The 22,724-nt window shown below is 53.3% G+C and carries 23 protein-coding genes; 11 read left to right on the top strand and 12 right to left on the bottom strand.

What is annotated here, in order from left to right; genetic code table 11:
* Positions 1 to 206: 206 nt before the first annotated feature.
* The gene (locus Q4A85_RS04710) at positions 207 to 587 is read right to left on the bottom strand and encodes a helix-turn-helix domain-containing protein (RefSeq protein ID WP_303108075.1); all 381 of its coding nucleotides are present in this window, start codon (positions 585 to 587) and stop codon (positions 207 to 209) included.
* Positions 588 to 680: 93 nt separating this feature from the next.
* On the opposite strand from Q4A85_RS04710, the gene Q4A85_RS04705 reads away from it, so the two are divergent.
* Entirely contained in the window at positions 681 to 1,229 is a 549-nt protein-coding gene (locus Q4A85_RS04705) for an NAD(P)H-dependent oxidoreductase (RefSeq protein ID WP_303108074.1), read from the top strand.
* A 663-nt stretch (positions 1,230 to 1,892) separates the two neighbouring features.
* On the opposite strand, the gene Q4A85_RS04700 is transcribed toward Q4A85_RS04705, so the two are convergent.
* Positions 1,893 to 3,182 (bottom strand): MFS transporter, encoded by a 1,290-nt coding sequence (locus Q4A85_RS04700; protein ID WP_303108072.1) that lies wholly within the window; start codon positions 3,180 to 3,182, stop codon positions 1,893 to 1,895.
* Positions 3,183 to 3,330: 148 nt separating this feature from the next.
* Here Q4A85_RS04700 and Q4A85_RS04695 point away from each other — a divergent pair, with 148 nt between their 5' ends.
* From Q4A85_RS04695 to ptsP, 3 genes are all read left to right on the top strand, one after another.
* Positions 3,331 to 3,924 carry a PTS sugar transporter subunit IIA gene (locus Q4A85_RS04695; RefSeq protein WP_368500181.1) on the top strand — a complete coding sequence of 198 codons (594 nt, stop codon included), beginning with the start codon at positions 3,331 to 3,333 and terminating at the stop codon, positions 3,922 to 3,924.
* Positions 3,925 to 4,056: 132 nt separating this feature from the next.
* A complete protein-coding gene (locus Q4A85_RS04690; RefSeq protein ID WP_303108070.1) occupies positions 4,057 to 4,326 on the top strand; it encodes an HPr family phosphocarrier protein in 270 nt (89 codons plus the stop codon).
* Positions 4,327 to 4,328: 2 nt separating this feature from the next.
* Positions 4,329 to 6,077 (top strand): phosphoenolpyruvate--protein phosphotransferase, encoded by a 1,749-nt coding sequence (gene ptsP, locus Q4A85_RS04685; protein WP_303108068.1) that lies wholly within the window; start codon positions 4,329 to 4,331, stop codon positions 6,075 to 6,077.
* A 151-nt stretch (positions 6,078 to 6,228) separates the two neighbouring features.
* On the opposite strand, the gene rplS is transcribed toward ptsP, so the two are convergent.
* Genes rplS through rpsP form a run of 4 tightly spaced genes read right to left on the bottom strand, consistent with a single transcriptional unit; the run spans position 6,229 to position 8,147 of the window.
* Positions 6,229 to 6,600 carry a 50S ribosomal protein L19 gene (rplS, locus tag Q4A85_RS04680; RefSeq protein ID WP_303108066.1) on the bottom strand — a complete coding sequence of 124 codons (372 nt, stop codon included), beginning with the start codon at positions 6,598 to 6,600 and terminating at the stop codon, positions 6,229 to 6,231.
* Positions 6,601 to 6,623: 23 nt separating this feature from the next.
* Entirely contained in the window at positions 6,624 to 7,379 is a 756-nt protein-coding gene (trmD, locus tag Q4A85_RS04675) for a tRNA (guanosine(37)-N1)-methyltransferase TrmD (RefSeq protein ID WP_303108064.1), read from the bottom strand.
* Complete coding sequence (rimM, locus tag Q4A85_RS04670; RefSeq protein ID WP_303108062.1) at positions 7,379 to 7,888, bottom strand: ribosome maturation factor RimM; 510 nt, start codon at positions 7,886 to 7,888, stop codon at positions 7,379 to 7,381. Before rimM ends, trmD begins: the two co-directional genes overlap by 1 nt.
* 10 nt (positions 7,889 to 7,898) lie before the next feature.
* Complete coding sequence (gene rpsP, locus Q4A85_RS04665; protein ID WP_303108060.1) at positions 7,899 to 8,147, bottom strand: 30S ribosomal protein S16; 249 nt, start codon at positions 8,145 to 8,147, stop codon at positions 7,899 to 7,901.
* A gap of 180 nt (positions 8,148 to 8,327) precedes the next feature.
* Between rpsP and Q4A85_RS04660 the strand changes: the two genes are divergently transcribed.
* From Q4A85_RS04660 to Q4A85_RS04635, 6 genes are all read left to right on the top strand, one after another.
* The gene (locus Q4A85_RS04660) at positions 8,328 to 9,473 is read left to right on the top strand and encodes a M20 family metallopeptidase (protein ID WP_303108058.1); all 1,146 of its coding nucleotides are present in this window, start codon (positions 8,328 to 8,330) and stop codon (positions 9,471 to 9,473) included.
* 86 nt (positions 9,474 to 9,559) lie between these two features.
* Positions 9,560 to 10,219, top strand: coding sequence for a hypothetical protein (locus Q4A85_RS04655; RefSeq protein WP_303108056.1), 660 nt, complete (start codon positions 9,560 to 9,562; stop codon positions 10,217 to 10,219).
* A 245-nt stretch (positions 10,220 to 10,464) separates the two neighbouring features.
* Entirely contained in the window at positions 10,465 to 11,529 is a 1,065-nt protein-coding gene (alr, locus tag Q4A85_RS04650; RefSeq protein WP_303108054.1) for an alanine racemase, read from the top strand.
* Positions 11,484 to 12,173 carry a surface-adhesin E family protein gene (locus Q4A85_RS04645; protein WP_303108052.1) on the top strand — a complete coding sequence of 230 codons (690 nt, stop codon included), beginning with the start codon at positions 11,484 to 11,486 and terminating at the stop codon, positions 12,171 to 12,173. The genes alr and Q4A85_RS04645 overlap by 46 nt, the downstream gene beginning before the upstream one ends.
* Before the next feature lie 191 nt (positions 12,174 to 12,364).
* The gene (gene cysS / locus Q4A85_RS04640; protein WP_303108124.1) at positions 12,365 to 13,789 is read left to right on the top strand and encodes a cysteine--tRNA ligase; all 1,425 of its coding nucleotides are present in this window, start codon (positions 12,365 to 12,367) and stop codon (positions 13,787 to 13,789) included.
* A 33-nt stretch (positions 13,790 to 13,822) separates the two neighbouring features.
* Positions 13,823 to 14,107, top strand: a complete 285-nt coding sequence (locus tag Q4A85_RS04635; protein WP_303108050.1) for a hypothetical protein — start codon at positions 13,823 to 13,825, stop codon at positions 14,105 to 14,107.
* A gap of 245 nt (positions 14,108 to 14,352) precedes the next feature.
* Here Q4A85_RS04635 and Q4A85_RS04630 read toward each other — a convergent pair whose 3' ends face one another.
* The 4 genes from Q4A85_RS04630 to Q4A85_RS04615 form a co-directional block, all read right to left on the bottom strand.
* On the bottom strand, positions 14,353 to 15,192 hold the full coding sequence (locus Q4A85_RS04630; RefSeq protein WP_303108048.1) for an ABC transporter substrate-binding protein: 840 nt from the start codon (positions 15,190 to 15,192) through the stop codon (positions 14,353 to 14,355).
* A 39-nt stretch (positions 15,193 to 15,231) separates the two neighbouring features.
* Positions 15,232 to 15,684 carry a chemotaxis protein CheX gene (locus Q4A85_RS04625; protein WP_303108046.1) on the bottom strand — a complete coding sequence of 151 codons (453 nt, stop codon included), beginning with the start codon at positions 15,682 to 15,684 and terminating at the stop codon, positions 15,232 to 15,234.
* Between the two features lie 73 nt (positions 15,685 to 15,757).
* Complete coding sequence (locus tag Q4A85_RS04620; RefSeq protein WP_303108044.1) at positions 15,758 to 16,123, bottom strand: response regulator; 366 nt, start codon at positions 16,121 to 16,123, stop codon at positions 15,758 to 15,760.
* Positions 16,124 to 16,135: 12 nt separating this feature from the next.
* Entirely contained in the window at positions 16,136 to 18,229 is a 2,094-nt protein-coding gene (locus Q4A85_RS04615) for an ATP-binding protein (RefSeq protein WP_303108042.1), read from the bottom strand.
* 296 nt (positions 18,230 to 18,525) lie between these two features.
* On the opposite strand from Q4A85_RS04615, the gene ampD reads away from it, so the two are divergent.
* Positions 18,526 to 19,098, top strand: a complete 573-nt coding sequence (ampD, locus tag Q4A85_RS04610; RefSeq protein ID WP_303108040.1) for a 1,6-anhydro-N-acetylmuramyl-L-alanine amidase AmpD — start codon at positions 18,526 to 18,528, stop codon at positions 19,096 to 19,098.
* A 314-nt stretch (positions 19,099 to 19,412) separates the two neighbouring features.
* Here the strand turns inward: ampD and Q4A85_RS04605 are convergent, their stop codons facing one another.
* The gene (locus Q4A85_RS04605) at positions 19,413 to 20,393 is read right to left on the bottom strand and encodes a PhoH family protein (protein WP_303108038.1); all 981 of its coding nucleotides are present in this window, start codon (positions 20,391 to 20,393) and stop codon (positions 19,413 to 19,415) included.
* A 118-nt stretch (positions 20,394 to 20,511) separates the two neighbouring features.
* Entirely contained in the window at positions 20,512 to 22,356 is a 1,845-nt protein-coding gene (recQ, locus tag Q4A85_RS04600; RefSeq protein WP_303108036.1) for a DNA helicase RecQ, read from the bottom strand.
* Positions 22,357 to 22,724: the final 368 nt, after the last annotated feature.

Genomic DNA, 22,724 nt, shown 5'->3' with positions numbered 1-22,724 from the left:
GATTTCAGGCTGCCTTCGGGGAGCCTGAATTTTTTGGGTGAAAATAGGCAGCCTGTAAAGCAGAAATAGGGTTTTCAGGCTGCCTTTATTTTTTCATTCATTTTCATGATTGCCTTGTAAACAGAATAGGGCAGCCTGAAAACGCAATCCATCATGCAAACCAAAAGGCAGCCTGAAAGCTACATTTTCGCTTTCAGGCTGCCTTATCATCCACGCCCCGCATCCACAAAACTCCCCCGCGCCGTAACCACATGGTTGCCCCATTCGGTCAGCATCGCCAGCACAGGCAGAAAGCTGCGCCCAAAATCCGTCAGCGCGTATTCCGTTTTCAGCGGCGGTTTGCTGCCAAATACCTGCCGCGACACCAAGCCATCGCGTTCCAACTGTTTCAAGCTGCGGCTCAACACCGCTTCGGTGGCATCGTGCAACTGCGCGTGCAGCTCACCAAAGCGTTTTGCGCCGTCCTGCAAATGGTAGAGGATGACCGCCTTCCATTTGCCGCCGACCAAATCCATCGCCACGCTGAGCGTGCAGGGATACGTTTTTCCGTTGAAGGCAAACGCATTGCTGCGGCATTCTGTTTTCATTTTTTCACACCTATACAAAAGGATAGTTATTGTTTTGGATTTTCAGGCTGCCTACAATCGCCACGTTTCCTACCACAACCCGAAAGGACAAACATGGCACTCATCATCCTCGCCCACCCTGATTTCAAACACTCCGTTGCCAACAAGGCCGTTATCGCGCATCTGCAAGCCGCCCGCCCCAACGACGAAATCCGCGACCTCGCCGCGCGCTATCCCGATTTCCGCATCGATGTCGCCGCCGAACAGCAAGCCCTGCTGCGCCACCAAACCATCGTCTTCCAATACCCGATGTACTGGTACAACATCCCCGCCATTTTGAAGCACTATTTTGACAGCGTGTTCTTCACCTACGGCTTTGCCTACGGTAGCACGGGCGACAAGCTCAAGGGACGCAACTTCGTGCCCGGCATCACCATCGGCTCGCCCGCAGAAGACTACCGCGCCGACGGCATCGCCCATTTCCGCGTGTCGGAGCTGTGCAAAAACATGGAGCAAACCGCCTACTACACGCAGATGAATTACATTGACCCGTTCTATTTCCACGGCACATCGCCCGCGCTTTATACGCCAGAACAAGTGCAAACCAAAGCCGAAAACTGCGCGGCGGGGCTGGTTGCGCTGCTGGACAGATTGGACGGCTGAAATAGCAAGGCAGCCTGAAAATAGGCTTTCAGGCTGCCTTTGTGGGTGTGAGCAATAGCCATCGCTGCCTTGTAAACAGAATATGGCAGCCTGAAAACGCAATCCATCAGGCAAACCAAAAGGCAGCCTGAAACGATATAGTAAGCCAAAATAAAAACGGCATAGGTAGGGGGGCTTTGCCACGCACCACTGCCTATTACCAAACGGTGCGTGAGCAAGCTCACACACCCTACGCGCTAAAATGGAGCGGCGACGGCTCGTCGCCAAACTGCTTATTAAACATCGCATGACTGATTTGTTAAGATGTCGGCGAGCCGCCGATGCTCCATCGGTTACAGGTTTTGCAAAGGTTTCAGCCTGAAATGATAGCGGTTGTGGTAATACGCCATCGCTGCTTCATTTTGTATTTTCAGGCTGCCTTTTGATTAAGCGGATGAACATAGGGCAGCCTGGAAACATAATCCATCATGCAAATCAAAAGGCAGCCTGAAACGATTTTGCCGTTTTCAGGCTGCTTTTAGTTCATGCCATTAACATCCACCATCGCCATGTGTAAACAAAGTAGCGCAGCCTGAAAACGAGCGAAACGAGTTTCAGCCAAGCTAAAACCCCATTTCAAAATACGTTTTCAGGCTGCCTATCATCCCACCCGCAACCCCCGCCTTACACCCGCTGCTTCAACCCCGCCACCGCTGCCATTGCCAGCAGCAACACCACCGCCGCGCCAAAATACAACTGGTTTTTCTGCCAGCCGTTATCCAGCAGCATCCCCACCAGCACAGGCGACACCATTGAGCCAATGCGCCCCACGCCAATCGCCACCGCCACGCCTGTGCCGCGGAAATCCGCTTCCCACAGCGCGGGGTTGATGGTGTACAAGCCTGCGATGCAGCCGTTAGACAACGCGCCCAGCACCACCGCCAACACCAAAGCCAGCGACAAATTCGCCGTGGCGGGCACAAACGCGCACACCGCCGCCGCTGCCAAGCCTGCAAACGCCAGCAGCATGGTGCGCGCCCCCCAGCGGCTCACCAAAAAGCCAAACAGTAGCGACCCCGCCGCGCCGCCGATGGAAATCGCCATGCCCACCGTTTGGCTGCTTGCCTTGCTCATGCCCGCCTGTTCCAGCAGCGCGGGTGTCCACGAGCTGATAAAGTAATACGCCGCCATCACGGTGATAAACGCCAGCCAAATCAACAACGTGGTTTGCAAATAATCGGGCTGGAACAGGCGCGCCACCGACACGCCACGCGCACGATGCGGCTGCTCAGGGAACGCCCAATCGCCGTGCAGCCCCATTTTTGCCGCAATCTCATCCAACCGCGCCTTGGTATTGGCAGGGCGGCGGTTGAGCAAATAATCCACGCTTTCAGGCAGCCACGTCAGCAAAGCCAGAAACGCCACCGCCGTCAGCATCGCGCCCACCAAAAACACCGACCGCCAGCCATACTGCGTTTGCAGCATCACCGCCGACATCCCGCCCACCATCGCACCGATGCCAAAGCCCGAAGCGTAAATCGCAATCGCCAAGCCGTGCCATTTTTTGTTGGCATACTCGCTTACCAACACATTGGTGCACGGCAAAATCCCGCCCACGCCCAAGCCCGTGAGCAAGCGCGAAGCCAGCAGAGACGGCATAGAATGCGACCACACCGTCAGCAGCATCCCCACCGCCGACAGCAACACCGACAGCATCAACACGGGGCGACGACCCAGCCTATCCGCCACAGGTCCGAGCAGCAGCGAACCCGCCGTCATGCCAACAAAACCCGCGCTCATCAGCGAGCCAATCTGCTTGCCCGTTAAGCCCAGCTCGCTTTGAATGCTTTTCGCCGTGAACGCCACCGCCAGCACGTCAAAACCGTCCAGCATATTCAGCACCACCGCCAAAATCACCACCCGCCATTGAAAACCCGTCATCGGGCGTTGTTGAATCTGTTGTTTTAAATTCATGGTTGTTCCTATTGCGCCGCCTGCGTTGCGTCTAAACCGCGTTGTTTAGGCAGCCTGAAAATCAGTGTTTACACAATGCAACAAACTATAACCAAGCCGTTACAAAAATACAAATCCGAAAAATACGCAATCAACATGAAAACGCTTCATGCAAAAAACCATCAGGCAGCCTGAAAAGGCATTACAATTTGCGCGTACCGTGCCTGCCCCATCAACACCCATCAAATGCAGGCGCACACAAAGCAATAATAGGCAGCCTGAAACGGCATCAATCATTTTCAGGCTGCCTACTTTCGTTCCACAACACCACCCAACCACCATGATAAACCTACTCATCATCGCCCACGAAACACTCGGTGCAGCCTACACCACGCTCGCCCACCACATCCTGCCCCACAGCGATTTCAGCCACATCCACCAACTGCACGTCCAGCCCAACGACGACCACGACACCATTATCCAACGCGCCCAAGCCCGCCTTGCCCACGCCGCGCCGCCACACGGCACGCTGATACTCACCGACATCTTCGGCGCAACCCCCTGCAACGCCGCGCTCAAACTCGTTGTCCCCCAGCAAACCAGCATGGTTACAGGGCTCAACGCCCCCATGCTCATCAAAGCCTTGACTTACTCCGCCCACAGCACCGACCTTTCCCACTTCACCGAAACCGTAAAACAAGCGGGCATCAACGGCATACTCGCGTTTAGCGAAACGCCCAGCGGATGCAACACGGCAGCCTGAAAACGCCAAACAGCATGGCGGCGGATAATTGCCCCAAGCAACCCAATCATCAAGAACCAGTTTCAGGCTGCCTATTCGCCCAACCAAGGCAGCCCAAAAACATCACTTCACCCCATCCCCCGAAAGCCCACCATGCAAACCCAAACGCTAACCATCATCAACAAACTCGGCTTGCACGCCCGCGCATCCAGCAAATTCGTCCAAACCGCCGCCCAATACCAAAGCGAAATTTGGGTCAGCAAAGGCGAAAAACGCATCAACGGCAAAAGCATCATGGGCTTGATGATGCTCGCCGCCGCCCAAGGCAGCACCATCCAAATAGAAGCCAACGGCGCAGACGAAGCCCAAGCCATCCAAGCCCTAGCCGTGCTCATCAACGACTACTTTGGCGAAGGAGAATAACCATGCTCGTTATCCACGGCTACCCAGCAGGCAGCGGCATCGCCATCGGACGCGCCCACCTTATCCGCCGCAACCCATCCGAAGTCCCGCAAATCTGCCTTGCCGATGGCGAAATTCCCGCCGAAGCCGCCCGCTTTGAAGCCGCCGTCAAAACCACCCGCAAGCAGCTAGAACAAATCCGCAGCAACATCCCCGAAAACGCCCCCACCGAGCTGGGCGCATTCATCTCGCTGCATCTCATGCTGCTCACCGATGCCACTCTGTCGCGCGAACCCATTGATATTATTGAACAACAGCAAATCAACGCCGAATGGGCGTTAAAAATCCAAAGCGAACGTCTCGCCCAACAATTTGACGAAATCGACGACGAATACCTGCGCCAACGCAAACAAGATATGCTCCAAGTCGTTGAACGCATCCAAAAAAATCTCATCGGGCAAAGCACCGAACTCAACCTAGACGGCACGCTGCTGGACGACATCATCCTGATAGCCCACGACCTATCCGCCGCCGACACCATCCACTTCAAAGACCAGCGCATAGAAGGCTTCGCCACCGACATGGGCGGCCCCACCAGCCACACCGCCATACTCGGGCGCAGTCTCAACATTCCATCCGTGATTGGGCTGGGCGCAGCGCGGCGGCTTATCCGCGAACACGAATGGGTGATTGTGGACGGCATCAGCGGCACGCTTGTTATCGCCCCCGATGAACTCATCCTTGCCCAATACCGCCAACAACAAGCCCGCTACCGCAGCCAACAACGCGCGCTCAACAAACTCAAAAAAGCCGCCGCCCAAACCCAAGACAACGAAGAAATAGAACTGCTCGCCAACATAGAAAGCAGCGAAGACATCAAAGCCGTGCACCAACTCGGCGCAGACGGCGTAGGGCTACTGCGCAGCGAATTTCTCTTTCTCAACCGCGACACCCCGCCCAGCGAAGACGAGCAATACCAGTTCTACACCGACATCATCAAAAAACTCAAAGGCAAACCACTCACCATCCGCACCATAGATTTAGGCGTGGACAAAAACCCCCGCTGGTTTGGCAGCAACAGCACCCCCAACGCCGCGCTCAACCCCGCGCTCGGGCTCACAGGCATCCGCCTAAGCCACGCCGAACCCATCCTATTTCGCACCCAACTGCGCGCCATACTCCGCGCCGCCGTGCACGGCAAAACCAAAATCATGTTCCCCATGATAGCCAGCCTATCCGAGCTCAAACAAAGCCTGATACACCTAGACACCGCCAAAAAACAACTCACCGAGCGCAACGAAGCCTACGGCAGCCCCGACATCGGCTGCATGATAGAAATCCCATCCGCCGCGCTCACCGTATCCAGCCTGCTCAAACACGCCGACTTCATCTCCATCGGCAGCAACGACCTCATCCAATACACCCTATCCGTGGACAGAAACGACGACAGCGTCAGCTATCTATACCAGCCCGCCCACCCCGCCGTGCTCAAACTGCTCGCCCACATCATCCGCACCGCCAACCGCCTAGGCAAACCCGTCTCACTCTGCGGCGAAATGGCAGGTGACCCCCACTTCACCCGCCTGCTGCTCGGGCTTGGGCTGCGCACTTTCTCCATGAACACCGTCAATCTGCTCACCATCAAAGACATCATCCTACGCAGCCACAGCGAACAGCTAGAAAACGACATCCAACGCCTGATGCGCAACGAAGACCCCGACAAATCCGAAGCCCTGCTCAAAAAACTCAACGCCATCGCATACAGCGAATAACAACAAGGCAGCCTGAAAACCGAATTTAGGTTTTCAGGCTGCCGAACCATTTTCAGGCTGCCTAATAATTTCCCCATTTATTCATAAAAGGCAGCCTGAAAACCAAAAAAAGGACAACCCCAAAGGCTGTCCTTTTTCATCAAACCAAAAATTACGCTTCTTGTTTACGCGTAGGCAATTTTTCTTTAATACGCGCCGCTTTACCAGTCAAGCCACGCAAGTAATACAATTTCGCACGGCGCACATCACCACGACGTTTCACTTCAATTTTTTCCACATTGGGCGAATACAATTGGAACGTACGCTCCACACCTTCGCCGCTGGAAATTTTGCGCACAATCATGTTGCTGTTCAAGCCACGGTTGCGACGCGCAATCACCACGCCTTCATACGCTTGCAAACGGCTGCGGTTGCCTTCCACCACGCGCACAGACACCACAACGGTATCGCCGGGGGCAAATTCAGGGATTTCTTTGTTCAACCGAGCAATTTCTTCTTGCTCTAACTGTTGGATTAAATTCATGATTTTCCTTAATATAATATGGATTATGCCTGTTGCTCTTGTTCCAAGCGGATTTTATCCAAGAGACGGGCTTCCTGTGGGAGTAAACAACGCGCATCCAAAAGATCGGGACGGCGTTGCAACGTGCGGCGCAGCGATTGTTCCAATCGCCATTCCGCTATCAGCGCATGATTGCCCGATTTTAAAACTTCGGGAACGCTCATGCCCTGAAATTCTGTGGGGCGTGTGTAGTGCGGACAATCCAGCAAACCATTGGCAAACGAATCCTGCTCTGCCGAAGCCATGTCGCCCAACACATTCGGCAGCAAACGCAACACAGCATCCATCAGCATCATCGCGGGTAACTCGCCACCCGACACCACAAAATCGCCAATGCTAATTTCTTCATCCACGCTGGTTTGCAACACGCGCTCGTCAATGCCTTCATAACGACCGCACAGCAGCACCAAATTGTCCAAGCGCGATAATTCCTGCACTTTGGCATGGTTCAGCGGCGCACCTTGCGGGCTTAAATACACCACGCGGCTGTTTTCAGGCTGCCTTGTGTAATGCTGTTTGGCTTTATCAATGGCAGCCTGAATGGGCGCAGCCATCATAATCATGCCCGGCCCGCCACCAAATGGGCGGTCATCAATATAGCCGAGTTTGTTGTCGGCAAATTGGCGGGGATTGATGGCAGCAAATTGCCATAGATTTTGCTTGAATGCGCGTCCTGTTACGCCGTATTCGGTGATGCTGCTAAACATCTCGGGAAAAAGCGTAATGGCTTGAATAAACATCAGTAATCCAAGCCCCAGTCGCAAGTGATTTGGCGATTTTCGTTGTCCACGCTGTCAATAAATTGTTCCACAAACGGGATAAGTTTTTCGCCGTGTTCACCGCGCACAATCAGAATGTCGTGCGCACCGGTTTCCATCAGATTAACCACTTCGCCCAGATGAATGCTATCGCGGTTTTTTACCGCCATGCCGACTAAATCTGCCCAGTAATATTCGCCATCTTCGGTGGGTTCAAATTGGCTGCGGGGGACTTCAATGGTGTAGCCACGCAGTAGGGCGGCGGCATCGCGGTCGTGGATGTGGGCGAGTTTGACTTGCAATTCATCGCCTGCCAATTTGCCGCTTTCCACTTCGGCTAGGATGTGTTCTTTGCCTTTGCTTAAACGCCATTGTGGGTAGTCTAATAGGCTATCGGTGTATTCGGTGTTGGATTGGACTTTTATCCAGCCTTTGATGCCGAATGCGCCTTTGATGTGGCCCATTGCTACCCAGTTTTGCATGTGGCTCATGGCGTGGAAATTAGGCGGCGGCTTTTTGTTCTGCTACCAATTTGGCAACGGCATCGCTCACTTGTGCGCCGTTGGCAACCCAGTGGTTCAGGCGGTCGGCGTGGATGCGGATACGCTCTTGTTTTTCGTTGGCAACAGGGTTGTAGAAGCCTACGCGTTCAATAAAGCGACCATCGCGGCGGGCTTGTTTGTCGGCTGCAACGATGTAGAAAAATGGGCGTTTTTTAGAGCCGCCACGGGCTAAACGGATAACTACCATATTTGGGATTCCTTAAAAATTAGGGATAGAGAAAACCTCGCATTTTAGTAGGTTTTGCCTTGTTTAGGCAAGTGTTTATTTGTTTGCCATACGATTATTTTGGTGTTGCATTGAAGTTGGAGAAGCGTAGGGCTACAATGTTTTTGTTAAATTTGTTAAATAATCGTAAGGAGCTGGATGATGTTGTTGGAACAAGCTTTGCAGCGGGTTGTGCCGCTGGCAACCCAATTGCGCCATGAATTGCACGCGCACCCCGAATTGTCGGGGCAGGAGGTGTGGACGAAGCAGCGGCTGATGGATTTTTTGCGTGAGCACTCGGGCTTGGAATTGTTTGACCGTGGGCATTATTTTTATGCGTTGTATCGCGGCAAAAGCGATGCGCCTGCGATTGCGTTTCGGGCGGATTTTGATGCGCTGCCGATTGAGGACGAGATTGACGCGCCGTATCGTTCGCAATGCGCGGGGGTGGCGCATAAATGCGGGCACGATGGGCATTCGGCTACGTTGTGTGCGCTGGCTTTGACGGTGGAGGCGATGCAGCCTGAACGCTCGGTGGTGTTTTTGTTTCAGCCTGCGGAGGAGACGGGCGCGGGGGCGAAAACGTGTTTGGGTGTGTTTGATGAGCAGGATATTGGCGAGTTTTATGCGTATCACAATTATCCGAGCGAGCCGTTTAAAACGGTGTCGCTGCTGGCGGGGACGATTTGTTTAACGTCTAAGGGGTTGAGTTTGTTTTTTGATGGCAAGCCTGCGCACGCGAGCCAGCCTGAAAATGGGATTAACCCTGCTTATGCGATTGCGCGCTTGATTGGGGAAATTGAGCAAATTCAGGCTGATGAGTCGTTGTTTGAGGGGTTTATTCGGTGCACGATTGTGAATGTGCAGGTGGGCGAGGCGGCGTTTGGGGTGTCGGCGGGCGATGGGGTGCTGCGGCTGACGATTCGAGCGTATCACGAGCGGGATTTGGAAAAATTGGAGCGGCTGATTGTGTCGGCGGCGGGGGATTTGTGCGCGGCGCGGGGCATTGGGCTGCGCACGGAAAGCTGCGACCATTTTCCTGCTACGGTGAACGATGAGCAGGCGGTGGCGAAGATGTGGGCGGCGTGTGAACGCGCGGGCGTGCCGATTAAGGAATTGCCTGTGCCGTTTCGGGCTTCGGAGGATTTTGGTTGGTTTTTGAAACGGGTGGCGGGGGCGATGCTGTTTATTGGCACGGGCGAGACGGCTGACCCGCTGCATACGGTGCATTATGATTTTCCTGATGATTTGATTGAGGTGGGGGTGCGGACGTTTTTGGCGTTGGTGGAGTCGGATAGGGTGTTGTGAGCGGGAGGCAGCCTGAAAATTCGTAGGGTGGGCAACTTGCTTGCCCACCTGTTTACGGTGTGATAAATGATTAGGTGAGCAATGAATTGTCTGCTCTTACGGGTTTCAGGCTGCCTTATGTTTCCTTTGGAGTGATTTTGATGCGGGAGTATGCTTTTCGTTTTGCTCATGGTTCGTTGCGAGTAAATCGTATTTTGCTGAATGCGCCGTGGTATGGATTGGTTTGGGCGGGTTATTTTGTTAGTCTTGGTTATGTGTTGCTAGTTGATAGGAGTTGGCTGGGTTTTAATTTCCATAGTGTGATACTGGTGTTTTCAAGTCCGTTTATGCTGAATACTTTGGTTCAAAGCTATTGGACATGGCGAGTGTTGGAGCGATTAAACGCTGCGCCTGTTGCGGCTTGGCGTTTGGTGGCGGTGGAAGCGAACGTAGAAAAGAATAAAAATTTTGTTATGGCTGTTTTTATGGGTAGTAGATATGGCTATGACACTTTGCTGTTGGGTAAGAAGCTGCGGGTGGAGCTTCGGACGGGTCATTGGCTGTCGTGGCAGTATGACTGGCAGCCGTGGCAGGTGCAGGTGAATGGGCAATCTTTGCTGTTGGCTGTTGTGGCGCGTGATGATGGGGAGGCGGTTGTGCCGTTGGATAAGGAGTTGGAATGCTTGCAGGGGTTAAGCGATGATGAGCGGGCAAGTTTAAGGGTGGAAATACAGCAGGCGGTGGATGCGGGGGCGACGGGCGTGTGATGGTTGAGACAGTCTGCGGAGTGTAGCGGAGTTGCGAAGCTAAAATGGGGTTTCAGGCTGCTTATGATGTGTGAATTATTCGGTGGGCAACGAGTGCCTGCCCTATGTTTGAACGCGGGAGCAAATGGTTAAGGCAGCCTGAAAACTGCCCCGCGCTTCCTACGGCTTGCTTGCAAGCCGTGCTATGGCTGAATTTTATTTTCAGGCTGCCTTTTTTGTGATGATGATTTTTAAGGAGAGAAACAATGCGCCCTTTGATGTGTGAAATTCGGTTGGATTATTTGCGGGATAATTATGCGCGGTTAAAAGCGTTGCATGGCGGTAAGCTGCTGGCGGTGGTGAAGGCGAATGCTTATGGGCATGGGGCGGTGCAGTGTGCGCGCGCGTTGCATGATGTGGCGGATGGCTTTGCGGTGGCGTTTTTGGAGGAGGGGGTGGAGCTGCGCGAGGCAGGGATTACCAAGCCGATTGTGTTGTTGGAGGGGGTGTTTGATGCGGCGGATTATGCGCTGGTGCAGGAATATCGCTTGTGGCCGGTGGTTCATCATCAGGCGCAGTTGGAGGGAGTGTTGGCGTTTGATTGGCGCGAGCCTGCAACGGTGTGGTTGAAGATGGATAGCGGGATGCACCGTGTGGGCTTTTTTCCACACAATTATGCGGCGGCGTTTGCGGCGTTGCGTCAGAGTGGCAAGGTGGGCGAGATTGTGAAGATGACGCATTTTTCTTGCGCGGACGAGGCGGAGCGGGGGACGACCGAGATGCAGTTGGAGACGTTTGATTTGGCTTGCGCGGGACTGGATGGGGCGGAGAGCTTGGCGAACTCGGCGGGGATGCTGGCGTATCCCGAGGCGCGGCGCGATTGGGGGCGGGCGGGGCTGGCGTTGTATGGCATTGACCCGTTTGGCGGCTTGGCGGGCAGCCTGAAACCTGTGATGCGTTTGAAAAGCGCGGTGTTTGCCGAGCGGGTGTTGCAGCCGCATGAGCCGATTGGCTATGGGGCTTCGTTTTATACCAAGCGTTCTACGCGGGTGGGCGTGGTGGCGTGTGGTTATGCGGATGGTTATCCGCGCCGCGCGGGGAGCGATACGCCTGTGGCGATTGATGGCGTGCGCAGCCGTTTGATTGGGCGGGTGTCTATGGATATGCTGACGGTGGATTTGCAGCAGGCGGATAGCGGCGTGGGCAGCGAAGTGGAATTGTTTGGCGACATCATCAGCGTGAACGAAGTGGCGGCGGCAGCGGGGACGATTGCGTATGAGATTTTGTGCAATGTGAAGCGGGCGAAGCGGGTGTATTTGGGGGTGGTCTGAAAACGGATGATGGGGGATGGGCTGGTTTTCAGGCTGCCTATACGTTTGGATTTGCCAAAGGCAGCCTGAAAACCCATGTGGTGCATTCGCGTTTATCAGCCAAACATGGCACAATGCGCTGTTTTTTCAGGCTGCCGCTGTTTAGAACCCAAATAGGCAGCCTGAAACCCATTCCAAAGGATAAAACCATGCTTAAACACTCATTTCTTGCCCTTGCCGTGCTCACCTTGCTTGCCGCGTGCGCAGGCGATGGCGGCTCCAAAAATCCCGCGATGAAAGCGCAGGGAAGCTGGAAAGAAATCGGCAAAATCAACGATGGCAATATAGACGTTTCCTACGACACAGGCAGCCTGAAACGGCAAGGCAACAGCGCATCGCTTACCGACCGCAAATATGTGCACAAGCCCAGCAAGGAGAACTATCGCAATACGCCCGAATACAAATACGCCATCAGCCAATGGGCGTTTCAATGCGACACGCGCAATTTCCGCATCACCCAAGCGCAGTTTTTCAACGACAAAGGCGCATCACTCGCCAAGCATCAATATTCCGCCAGCCAAACACGCTACGAAACCGCGCTGCCCGACACCCCCGCCGCCAGTTTGTTAAACATCGCCTGTGCCCCGCAAACGGCAGCCAAGTAGTCAAACAAAATAAAGCAAGCCTGAAACCTTTGCTAAGCACGCAACCGATGGAGCGTCGGCGGCTCGCCGACATCTTGCAAACCAATGAAAGCATAGTTGAATACAACCATTTGGCGACGAACCGTCGCCGTTCCATTTTAGATTTCAGGCTGCCTTTGCCATCCCCTAATCCTATCCACATGAGAACCACCATGCCCGACCTAATCGTTTACAACACCCTAACCCGCCAAAAAGAACCTTTCGCCCCGCTCAACCCGCAAAACGTGCGGATGTATGTGTGCGGCATGACCGTGTATGACTACTGCCACTTGGGGCACGCCCGCGTGCTGGTGGTGTTTGACATGATTGCCCGCTGGCTGCGCCAACATGGCTACCCGCTGACTTACGTGCGCAACATCACCGACATCGACGACAAAATCATCGCCCGCGCCAACGAACGCGGCATCAGCATCCACGCGCTCACGCAAGAATTTATCGCCGCCATGAACGAAGATTCCGAGGCGCTCGGCGTGCAACGCCCCGATGTAGAACCCAAAGCCACCGAACATATCGCCCAAATGATAGCCATGATTGAGCAACTGATTGCCAACGGCAAAGCCTACGCCGCCGCCAACGGCGATGTGTACTACGCCGTGCGCGAGTTCCCCGCCTATGGGCAGCTATCGGGCAAATCGCTGGACGACCTACGCGCAGGCGAGCGCGTGGAAGTGGATGGCTTCAAGCGCGACCCCTTGGATTTTGTGTTGTGGAAAGCCGCCAAGCCCGAAGAGCCGCATTGGCAAAGCCCTTGGGGCAACGGACGACCCGGCTGGCACATTGAATGCTCCGCGATGGGCGGCGAACTGTTTGGCGACACATTTGACATCCACGGCGGCGGCGCAGACTTGCAATTTCCCCACCACGAAAACGAAATCGCCCAAAGCTGCGGCGCACACCACGGCATCAGCGGCGAACACGCGCCCCACGCCGCGCACAAAATGATTGATAGCCATGTGAAATACTGGTTGCACAACGGCTTTATCCGCGTGGACAACGAAAAAATGTCCAAATCGCTGGGCAATTTTTTCACCATCCGCGACGTGCTGAAAAAATACGATGCCGAAGTGGTGCGCTTTTTCATTCTCCGCGCCCACTACCGCAGCCCGCTCAACTACTCCGATGCCCATTTAGACGATGCCAAACACTCGCTCACCAGCTTGTATAACGCCTTGGGCAACGTCGCCCCCGCGCCATTCGCATTAAGCGAACACGCCAACGACTACACCCGCCGCTTCTACGCCGCGATGGACGACGATTTTGACACCGTAAAAGCCGTTGCCGTGTTGTTTGAGCTGGCAAAAGAAATCAACAAAACCCAATCCGCCGAGCTTTCAGGCTGCCTAAAAGCCTTGGCAGGCGTACTCGGCTTGCTGCAACGCGCGCCCAACGAATTTTTGCAAAGCAGCGCAGCAGACAACGGCTTATCAGCAGACGCGATTGAAGCCCTGATTGCCCAACGCAACCTAGCCCGCGCCAACAAAAACTGGGCAGAATCCGACCGCATCCGCGATGAACTCGCCGCGCAAGGCATCATCTTGCGCGATGCAGGCGGCGAAACCACTTGGACGCGCGAATAGGGTAGGGTGGCAATGGCGTGAACCGAACCGCTTTTGTGCCATTACCCATCACACGCAATACGCCATAAAGGCAGCCTGAAACGGATGATGCGGTTTCAGGCTGCCTTTGGTGTTGTGGGTGGCAAAGCGGTGGGAGAATTTCAGCTTATGCTGTGGCGTGGCGATGGCTTGTTACCAGATGGTTGGTATAAGATATTTCAGGCTAAAACCTTTGCAAAACCTGTAACCGATGGAGCGTCGGCGGTTCGCCGACATCTTGGTAAATTAGTAGCGCAATGTTTGAAGTGTTGGCGACGAGCCGTCGCCGCTCCATTTTAGATTTTCAACCTTGCGTGTTGCGCTTCGGTATAACCATTTAGCTCTGCATAAGTTCGCATAGCTAAATCAAAGATTTAGATGCTTACTTATACCCAAATCAAAGATTTAGATGCTTACTTATACCCAAATCAAAGATTTGGATAAATGGATAAGGCTGCTGTTAGGGTTTTGCAAAGGTTTCAGGCTGCCTGAACAATCCAAGGCAGCCTGAAATGTCTTATTGCGGGTAAAACGTGAATGCTTGATTATTTCGCCGCCGTAGCCGCAGCCGATGCTTCCGCCGCTTGCTCAGGCATAGAAGATTTGAACCATTTTTGGTAAATCTTATCAAACGTGCCATCTGCTTTCACTTGCGCTATGCCTGCATTGAGTTTTTTGAGCAATTCAGGCTTGCCTTTGGCAACCGCCAGCGCGTAATAATCTTTGGGCCATGATGGGTCAATAATCACGCGCAATTTTTGGTTTTTGTAGTTATTGGCGTAATAAGTGAGCGGCGCGGCATCAGAAAATGCAGCATCCACTTCTTTACGCATTACCTGCTGCACCGCAGCCCATACGCTGGTATTGTGTACAATAGAGCCGTTGCCTGCTTGTATCTGCGATACCATATCTTCGCCCACGGAGTCTTCTACGATGGCAATTTTTTTGCCTTTTAAATCGTTGACTGTTGTGATGGTGCTGCCTTCGGGTACCAATAATGCCTGTGAGCTTTCAAAGTGCGAATTGGTAAAATCCACCAAGGCTCTACGCTCATCCGTAATAGAAATCGCCGATACCGCCATATCCGCCCCTTTGCCCAAGTCTTCCAGCATACCTGTGAACTCATGCGGAATAAAATTGGGACGGAAGCCTTGTTTGTCGCCAATGGCGGTAACAATATCAATACCAAAGCCAGAAGGGCGGTTATCCGCATCCGCCATCACAAACGGGGCGATGCCGTTGATGTCAAAGTAAACGTTATACACAGGGCGGTTATCGGTGATGGCGACATCAGATGCCACTTTGGGCTCAGCAACTTTTTTCACTTCGGATTGCCCGCAGCCAAACAATGCTAATGTGGCAACCAAGGGAATTAAACGTGTCATTTTCATAATTTGTCTTTCGCGTTTTCAGGCTGCATCAGATTATTTGCGCAGGCTAATCACAATCGCTGCGCTGCGGTTGCGCCAAGTAATCGGAATCACAAACGAACGGTCTTTGCGTGGCAACAAGATTTCATCGGGCGCACCGCGCAACACGATGGGCACGGAGATTTCAAATTCTTCGCCAAATTCGCTGCGGGCATTGCCTGCAATGGTGTTCGCCACTTCGCCCACCAAATCCACCATTAAGGCTTCGCTGGTGTCTTTTTCGCCGATGAGCACCAGCAGGCGTTCCAGCAATTCTTTGGGGGCGGTGAAATACACCACGCCTTGATTTTTGCCTGAAATGGCAATCACGCCCGTGAAATCTTTGGCAGATGGGATTTTGTTTTCAATCAAATAGGGCGTGCCCACCACCAATTCTTCGCCTGCAATCATTTGCGCAAAGTATTTTTGCACGCCGTCCAAAAAGACTTGTAATTTTTCTTCTTTCATAATCAATTCCTTGGGTTTAAAAAATGGGTTTCAGGCTGCCTTGCCTTATCGGATAAGGCAGCCTGAAAAAGGGTTAGTCTTCCAACATCTCGTTTAATGCTTGGAACAATTCTTCATCCGAAAAGGGTTTATAAAGAAAGCCGCGCGCGCCCAGTTGCAAGGCTTTGATGCCTGTTGCTTTATCGGAAAGGGCGGAAACCACGAGAATATTGGCGTTTTCATCTAGGCTGGTCAGTTGATAAATGCACTCCAATCCGTCCATTTTTGGCATGGTTAAATCCATGGTAACCACATCGGGGCGGTACTGGCGGTAGAGCGCAATGGCTTCTTCGCCGTTGGCAGCGGAAGCGACCACTTCAAAATCCATTGCGCCCGAGCCGCGCGAAATGCGGTTGCGGATAACGTTGGAGTCATCAACAATCATGATGCGTTTAGGCATAAAATCAAATCCTTATCTTAACTTTGGCAGCGTGAAGCTGAATCGAGTGTAGCCATGCAAGCGGCTGGCAACGTTTACTGTGCCGCCCAGCGATACGATGCGGTCTTTAATAATATCCAAGCCCACGCCGCGCCCTGCGTCTTCGGTGCTATTTTTGGCGGTAGAGAACCCTGGGCTAAACAACAAGGAAACCAGCGCGCGTTTATCCAGCTTGGTGGCTTCTTCGGCGGTGTATTTGCCCAATGCCACCGCTTTTTGCGCAATGGCAGCGTAATCAATGCCGTTGCCATCGTCTTCAAAGGTTAGCAAGAATTTATCGCCTTGGTCTTGCAGGCTCATGTGCACGTGTCCGATGGGCAATTTACCGCGGTGGTTACGCACTTCTGGCGTTTCAATGCCATGCACCACCGAGTTGCGCAAAAGTTGAATCGCCACTTCGTTTACGATGCCATCTACTTTGCTGTTGCCCGTGCTTTCCACACCGCTGTATGTAAACGCCGCTTGTTTATGGTTGCGCGCGGCAATGTCGGCAATAAAATTGGCATAGCGGGCATTCGGATTTTGCGACGCGGTGGTTTGCCCTGTTTCGCTGATAATCACAGGCGCACCGCCGCCAATTTTGGTGAGCAAGTCTTCAATGGTGTGGTTCAAACGAATCAACTCTTCCAATTGCACCGCCAAGCCTAGGAAGTTTTCGCCCGATAGCTTGGGCATTTGTTTCAAGCGGTTCAGGCTGGCTTCAAGGTTTTCCGCCATGGTGGTAAAGCTGCCTAGTTTCAAGGCAGAAGATTCGCCTTTCATACTGTGCACTTCGCGGTAGATGGCGTTTACTTTTTCGTGCAGCGAGCTGCTGTTGTCGCTTTGCGATTTCAAAATGCTGTTGATGCTTTGAATGTGCTGGTTGGTGTTGTCAATAAAGTCGTTTAACAAGGTGCGGTCGGCTTGCAAAATATTGCTCAGCATTTCCAGTTGAACATCGTTTTGTTCGCGTTCTTGCTCGATTTTTTGTTCCAACAGCACGGCGTTGGTTACATCGGATACGTTCACCAACACGCGGGTAATGTCTTTGCCTTGATATACGCGGTGGAAATTGAAATCCAGATAGCGTTCTTTCTCGTCAATTTTCACTTTTTGGCGCACCAAGGGGTTCAAAGAAGCAATCAAACGTTCTTTGGTGCGCGGGTTGTAGAGCTGCCCCACGAAGTCGTTGGTGGTGTTCAAGTCGGTTACGTTAATCAGGCTGCTTAATACATCCAGCAAGTTTTTGCCGCCCACGTTTTTTTGTCCAATCAGGCTTTCAAGCTGCTTGGAGTATTGCGAACCGATGGTTAAGTCTCTATCCAGCAGGAACAAACCTGTGGTTACGGTGTCCATAATCTCGGTGGTTTCTTTGCGGGCATCGTCGGCAATTTTATCGGCGGTGAGCAATTTGCGGATGAAGTAGAACAAGAACAGGGCAAGATACAACACCGCACCCACGATACCAAAAATCTCTACGTTTCTTAATTGGTTGGTACGCTCTTCCAATCTGGCACGTTTATTTGCCAGCAAGAAATTGGAGATTTCGGTGAAGCGGACGTTGTTGTTTTGCAGACCCAATAGTGCGGTGCTGAGCAGTGAACCATCAGCGGCAGGGTCGTTGGCGCTTTTGATGTAGGCATCTAAGGCGGGTTTGGTGTCTTTCCACTTTTTAACCATCTCTGCCATCAATTTCTTTTTCACGCCTTTATTGGACGCATCCACTAAATATTGTTTGCCATCAATGGAAATATAATCGCCACCTGCGGCATTGGCTCTTAGGGAACGCGAGAAGATGTCTTGCGATTCTTTTGTGTGTTTTAATGCGCCTTGAACCAAGGGGCTTTGCGGATCTTGGTGGGTGTTGAGTTTCAGAAGCTGAACGTTTTCCAGCAATTCGCCATACGCATTGGACATTTCGGCGATAACGTAACTTTGAACGGAGTCTTCTTTAATTTCGCTGGAAATATTGTTGGCATAAATCAACAGCCCTGCTAGTAATACAACGAAGATACCAATGGAGATAATCATTCCTTGATACCGACTTAAACCAGCGTAATCGGTTTGGGGTGCGGTGTTGTCGCTCATAGATTTTCCTTTAATAGAACTGTTTTCAGGCTGCCGATTGCAGGCGGGATAATTTGGGGATGGGCGGGATATTAGCAGTAGCGTAGCGTAAACAAGCTACCATTTTGATTTATCAAAAGTTTGCAAATTATTACAAAAAACCTTGCGGGAAACAAGCTAGGCAATGGTTAGCCGTTGAAATATCTCAGGCTTTAAATTGGACAAATATAATGCAAGCAAAATCCGTGCATATTTTTGTAAAGATTGGGGGTGGGCGCGGGCTGTTATAATTTTGCTTTTGTTTATGGGATTGGACGATGATGGACAATGCAGGGCTAGATAGTTGGCAGGATGGGCGTTGGCAAGGCGCGGTGCAGATGGCATCGCTCAACTGTTGCCCGCGCCCTGCTGGGGAAAGGGTGAGCTTGGTGGTGTTGCACAATATTTCGTTGCCGCCGTTTGAATATGGCACGGGGGCGGTGCAAAAATTGTTTACCAACCAGATTCAGGCTGCCGAGCATCCGTTTTTTTCGCTGCTGACGGATTTGCGCGTGTCCAGCCATTTTTTTGTGGAGCGGACGGGGGCGGTGGTGCAGTTTGTGTCGTGCGATGAGATTGCGTATCACGCAGGGGTGTCGGCGTTTCACGGGCGGGAGAAGTGCAATGCGTTTTCTATTGGCATTGAGTTGGAAGGATGCGATTTTGAGCCGTTTGCGGCGGCGCAATATGCGGCTTTGGCGCGGCTGCTGCGGGCGATTGGGGCGCGCTATCCGGTTGAAGCGATTACGGGGCATCAGGATATTGCGCCGAGCCGTAAGAGCGACCCAGGGCATTTTTTTGATTGGGATGCGCTGCTGGCGATGGGGTTGGTGGTGGATAGGAATGGGTAGGTTTCAGGCTGCCTGTTGTGTTGTGGCAGCCTGAAAATAAGTGGCGGCGGTTAAACGTTGGTTTGCGCGTGGTGGTTGAAATAGGATGTAAGGCTGCCTGAAATCTTTGCAAAACCCCTAACAGCAGACTGAAAAACAAGAAATGACGTCATTCCCGCGTAGGCGGGAATCTTGTTTGATATTCAAAAATCTGTGTAAAAACAAACCATTGTGTAAATTTAACCAAGATTCCCGCCTACGCGGGAATGACGGAGAATTGACTATTTCTTGTTGTGTTTTGGGTTTTGCAAAGGTTTCAGGCAGCCTTGGCTTAATCAATCCTGCAAACTCAATTCAACGTGCGCGGTTTCCGCTGCGTCATACGCTTCCACGATTTTTTGCACCAGCGGGTGTCGCACCACGTCTTCGCTGGTAAACGTGTGAAAATACAAGCCGTCCACGTCGCGCAGTTTTTCTTTGGCATCGCGCAGACCTGATTTGATGTTGCGCGGCAAATCTACTTGGCTTAAATCGCCCGTAATCACGGCTTTTGCGCCAAAGCCGATGCGGGTTAGAAACATTTTCATCTGCTCGGGCGTGGTGTTTTGTGCTTCGTCCAAAATCACATACGCGCCGTTGAGCGTGCGCCCGCGCATATAGGCGAGCGGGGCGATTTCTATCAAGCCTTTTTCCATCAGCTTGGTTACGCGGTCAAAGCCCATCAGGTCATACAGCGCGTCATACAAGGGGCGCAGGTAGGGGTCAACTTTTTGCGCCAAATCTCCTGGTAAAAAGCCCAGCTTTTCGCCCGCTTCCACGGCGGGGCGCACCAGCACGATGCGTTCAATTTGGTGTTTTTCCATCGCGTCCACGGCGGCGGCCACGGCAAGATAGGTTTTGCCTGTGCCCGCAGGCCCTAGCCCGAATACGACATCGTGGTTGAGTAGGGCGCGGATGTAGCCGTTTTGGCGCGGGGTGCGCCCGCCGATGTTGCCGCGCTTGGTGTGAAAGTGGTAGGCGTGGTTGTCTTGCGATTGCGGGATGTGTTGCGCGTCGGCGGTTTTGGCTTCCACAGCGGCGAGTTGGATGTCTTCGGCGGTTAAATCGCGGCTTTGCGCGGTGTTGGCAAGGGCGAGCAGGGCGCGGCGGGCGGCGTGGGCGTTGTCGCCGATAAAGGTGAAATCGGCGAAGCGGCGGCTGGTGTGCACGGCTAGGGCTTTGCCCAGCGTGGCAAGGTTTTCGTCTAACGCGCCGCACAGGCGTTGCAGGGTGGTGTTGTCGATGTCGTCAAATTTGAGATGGACGGTGTGGGTCATGGGGTTTCCTTTGTTTGGCGTTTTGATGATTGGATTTTGCGCTTTTTTTGGGGTTGGGGAAAGGGTGGGGTTAGGCAGCCTGAAAAGGAGAAATAGGTTTTTTCAGGCTGCCTTTGTCTCACTCCTGCTCATGCAGCGGCAAATACACATCCAATATCGCTTGCCCGTATTTGGCGATTTTGGCATCGCCCAAGCCGTAGATGCGGGGCAGGTCGGCAAGGGTTTGCGGTTGTTGTTGGATGATTTCTTGCAGGGTTTTGTCGCCGCAAATCATGTAGGCGGGAATGTTTTCGCTGTGGGCTTGGTCTAGCCGCCATTGGCGCAGGGCTTGCCAGATGCGCTCTTCGCGTTCGGTGCGCAGCCATTGCGTTTTCAGGCTGCCTGATTGGGTGGCGGCTTTTTCGCGTTTGAGCGGGCGCAGCATCACGCTTTGCTCGCCTTTTAGGATGGGGCGGGCGGCGGGGGTGAGCATCAGGGCTTGGTGGTGGTTTACATCGGCGGTGATGATGTTTTGCCCGATGCATTGGCGGATGATGTTGCGCCAGTTTTTGTCGGTTAGCCCTGCGCCGATGCCGAAGGTGCTGAGCTGGTGGTGTTGGTTGCGGGTTATCCAGTCGTCTGCTTTGCCGCGCAATACGTTAATCACATAGCCTGCGGCGTATTGCTGCCCGACGCGGTAGATGCAGCTTAATAGTTTTTGCACCAGCTCGGTGGCATCAAAGCGGATGGGCGGGTGCTGGCAGTTGTCGCAGTTGCCGCAGGGTTGGCTTTCTTCGCCAAAGTGGCGCAACAGCAGCACGCGGCGGCATTCGGCGGTTTCGCAGATGTCAAACATGGCGTTGAGTTTTTGCAGTTCTATTTGTTTTTGCTGCTCGCTGACGGTGCTTTCTTGGATGCGCTCGCGCAGCAGCATTAGGTTGTTCATGCCGTAGCACAGCCAGCTGGTTGCGGGTAAGCCGTCGCGCCCTGCTCGTCCGCTTTCTTGGTAAAAGTGTTCAATGCTTTGCGGCATATCCAGATGGGCAACGTAGCGCACGTCGGGTTTGTCTATGCCCATGCCAAAGGCAACGGTGGCGACGATGATGATGTTTTCTTCGTGGGTGAAGCGGTGTTGGTTTTGGCTGCGGGTTTGGATGGGCAAGCCTGCGTGGTAGGGCAAAGCGTTGAGCCCGCTGTCGCATAGGTATTGGGCGATGTCTTCTACGCTTTTGCGGCTTAGGCAATAGACGATGCCGCTTTGCCCTGCGGCTTGTTTTTGGATGAAATCCAGCAGTTGTTTTTTGCCGTTTTGCCGTTCTATCACTTGATAATGGATGTTGGGGCGGTCGAAGCTGGATATAAATTCGGCGGCATCGGTCAGCTGCAAGTGGTGTTTGATGTCGGCGCGGGTTTGGGCATCGGCGGTGGCGGTGAGCGCGATGCGGGGGATGTGGGGATAGCGCGTGGCTAGGATGCTGAGCTGTTGGTATTCGGGGCGAAAGTCGTGCCCCCATTGGCTGACGCAATGGGCTTCGTCGATGGCAAATAGGCTGACGGCGGTGTGGTCTAGAAAGCGTAGGAATTTTTCGGTGGTGAGCCGTTCGGGGGAGACGTAGAGCAGTTTCAGGCTGCCTGTGTCGATGTCTTGGGCGATTTGGCGGATGGTGTCGGCGGGTGTGCCGCTGTGGACGGCGGCGGCGTGGATGCCTGCGGTGCGGGCGTTGGCGACTTGGTCGTCCATCAGGGCGATGAGCGGGGAGATGATGATGGCGACACCTTGTCGCATCAGGGCGGGGATTTGGTAGCACAGGGATTTGCCGCCACCTGTGGGCATCAGCACGAATGCGCTGTTGCCTTGGGCGATGGTGTCGATGATTTGGGCTTGGTTGCCGCGGAAGTTGGGGTAGCCGAAGGTGTCTTGTAGGATTTGTTGGGCGGGGGTCATGGAGTGGGGGTGTTTTTTGGGGATGGGGGATTTTAGCATTGTGGCAGGCTGAAACGGAGTTCAGCGAAGCTAAAAGAACGTTGGCTGTGCTTCGTTTGATGTTTGTGATGCATTGTTCGGCTGGACGTAGGGGAATGGGCAGCAGCATTAAACAGTTGTGAAGCGTTAGGCAGCCTGAAAGGCAATCTATCCTGCAAGCCCGTAGCAACTGGTTTGCCCACCACAATTTGTTTGATGGGGTTGGTGGGCAGCTGCCGGGGGAATGATTTTCAGGCTGCCTGTTGGGGTGGCGCGAATGGTTGAGCTACGGTGGGGTGCAAGGACTTGCCCCTGCTCGTGGTAGGCGGCGAAACGCCTGCTCTGGCAAAAACTGGGCGAAGCTAAAAGGCAGCCTGAAATGGGGCGGG

The organism is Kingella sp. (in: b-proteobacteria), assembly GCF_030527935.1.
Classification (GTDB): Bacteria; Pseudomonadota; Gammaproteobacteria; order Burkholderiales; family Neisseriaceae; genus Kingella_B.
The sequence above is the reverse complement of the archived record's forward strand: the minus strand, read 5'-3'. Positions and strand labels throughout refer to the sequence as shown.

What these genes read in the sequence shown, in the direction of transcription:
- Q4A85_RS04710 (WP_303108075.1), bottom strand. Translation starts at nt 587, where the DNA reads ATGAAAACAGAATGCCGCAGCAATGCGTTTGCCTTCAACGGAAAAACG.
- Q4A85_RS04705 (WP_303108074.1), top strand. Translation starts at nt 681, where the DNA reads ATGGCACTCATCATCCTCGCCCACCCTGATTTCAAACACTCCGTTGCC.
- Q4A85_RS04700 (WP_303108072.1), bottom strand. Translation starts at nt 3,182, where the DNA reads ATGAATTTAAAACAACAGATTCAACAACGCCCGATGACGGGTTTTCAA.
- Q4A85_RS04695 (WP_368500181.1), top strand. Translation starts at nt 3,331, where the DNA reads ATGCAAAAAACCATCAGGCAGCCTGAAAAGGCATTACAATTTGCGCGT.
- Q4A85_RS04690 (WP_303108070.1), top strand. Translation starts at nt 4,057, where the DNA reads ATGCAAACCCAAACGCTAACCATCATCAACAAACTCGGCTTGCACGCC.
- ptsP (WP_303108068.1), top strand. Translation starts at nt 4,329, where the DNA reads ATGCTCGTTATCCACGGCTACCCAGCAGGCAGCGGCATCGCCATCGGA.
- rplS (WP_303108066.1), bottom strand. Translation starts at nt 6,600, where the DNA reads ATGAATTTAATCCAACAGTTAGAGCAAGAAGAAATTGCTCGGTTGAAC.
- trmD (WP_303108064.1), bottom strand. Translation starts at nt 7,379, where the DNA reads ATGTTTATTCAAGCCATTACGCTTTTTCCCGAGATGTTTAGCAGCATC.
- rimM (WP_303108062.1), bottom strand. Translation starts at nt 7,888, where the DNA reads ATGAGCCACATGCAAAACTGGGTAGCAATGGGCCACATCAAAGGCGCA.
- rpsP (WP_303108060.1), bottom strand. Translation starts at nt 8,147, where the DNA reads ATGGTAGTTATCCGTTTAGCCCGTGGCGGCTCTAAAAAACGCCCATTT.
- Q4A85_RS04660 (WP_303108058.1), top strand. Translation starts at nt 8,328, where the DNA reads ATGTTGTTGGAACAAGCTTTGCAGCGGGTTGTGCCGCTGGCAACCCAA.
- alr (WP_303108054.1), top strand. Translation starts at nt 10,465, where the DNA reads ATGCGCCCTTTGATGTGTGAAATTCGGTTGGATTATTTGCGGGATAAT.
- cysS (WP_303108124.1), top strand. Translation starts at nt 12,365, where the DNA reads ATGCCCGACCTAATCGTTTACAACACCCTAACCCGCCAAAAAGAACCT.
- Q4A85_RS04630 (WP_303108048.1), bottom strand. Translation starts at nt 15,192, where the DNA reads ATGACACGTTTAATTCCCTTGGTTGCCACATTAGCATTGTTTGGCTGC.
- Q4A85_RS04625 (WP_303108046.1), bottom strand. Translation starts at nt 15,684, where the DNA reads ATGAAAGAAGAAAAATTACAAGTCTTTTTGGACGGCGTGCAAAAATAC.
- Q4A85_RS04620 (WP_303108044.1), bottom strand. Translation starts at nt 16,123, where the DNA reads ATGCCTAAACGCATCATGATTGTTGATGACTCCAACGTTATCCGCAAC.
- Q4A85_RS04615 (WP_303108042.1), bottom strand. Translation starts at nt 18,229, where the DNA reads ATGAGCGACAACACCGCACCCCAAACCGATTACGCTGGTTTAAGTCGG.
- ampD (WP_303108040.1), top strand. Translation starts at nt 18,526, where the DNA reads ATGATGGACAATGCAGGGCTAGATAGTTGGCAGGATGGGCGTTGGCAA.
- Q4A85_RS04605 (WP_303108038.1), bottom strand. Translation starts at nt 20,393, where the DNA reads ATGACCCACACCGTCCATCTCAAATTTGACGACATCGACAACACCACC.
- recQ (WP_303108036.1), bottom strand. Translation starts at nt 22,356, where the DNA reads ATGCTAAAATCCCCCATCCCCAAAAAACACCCCCACTCCATGACCCCC.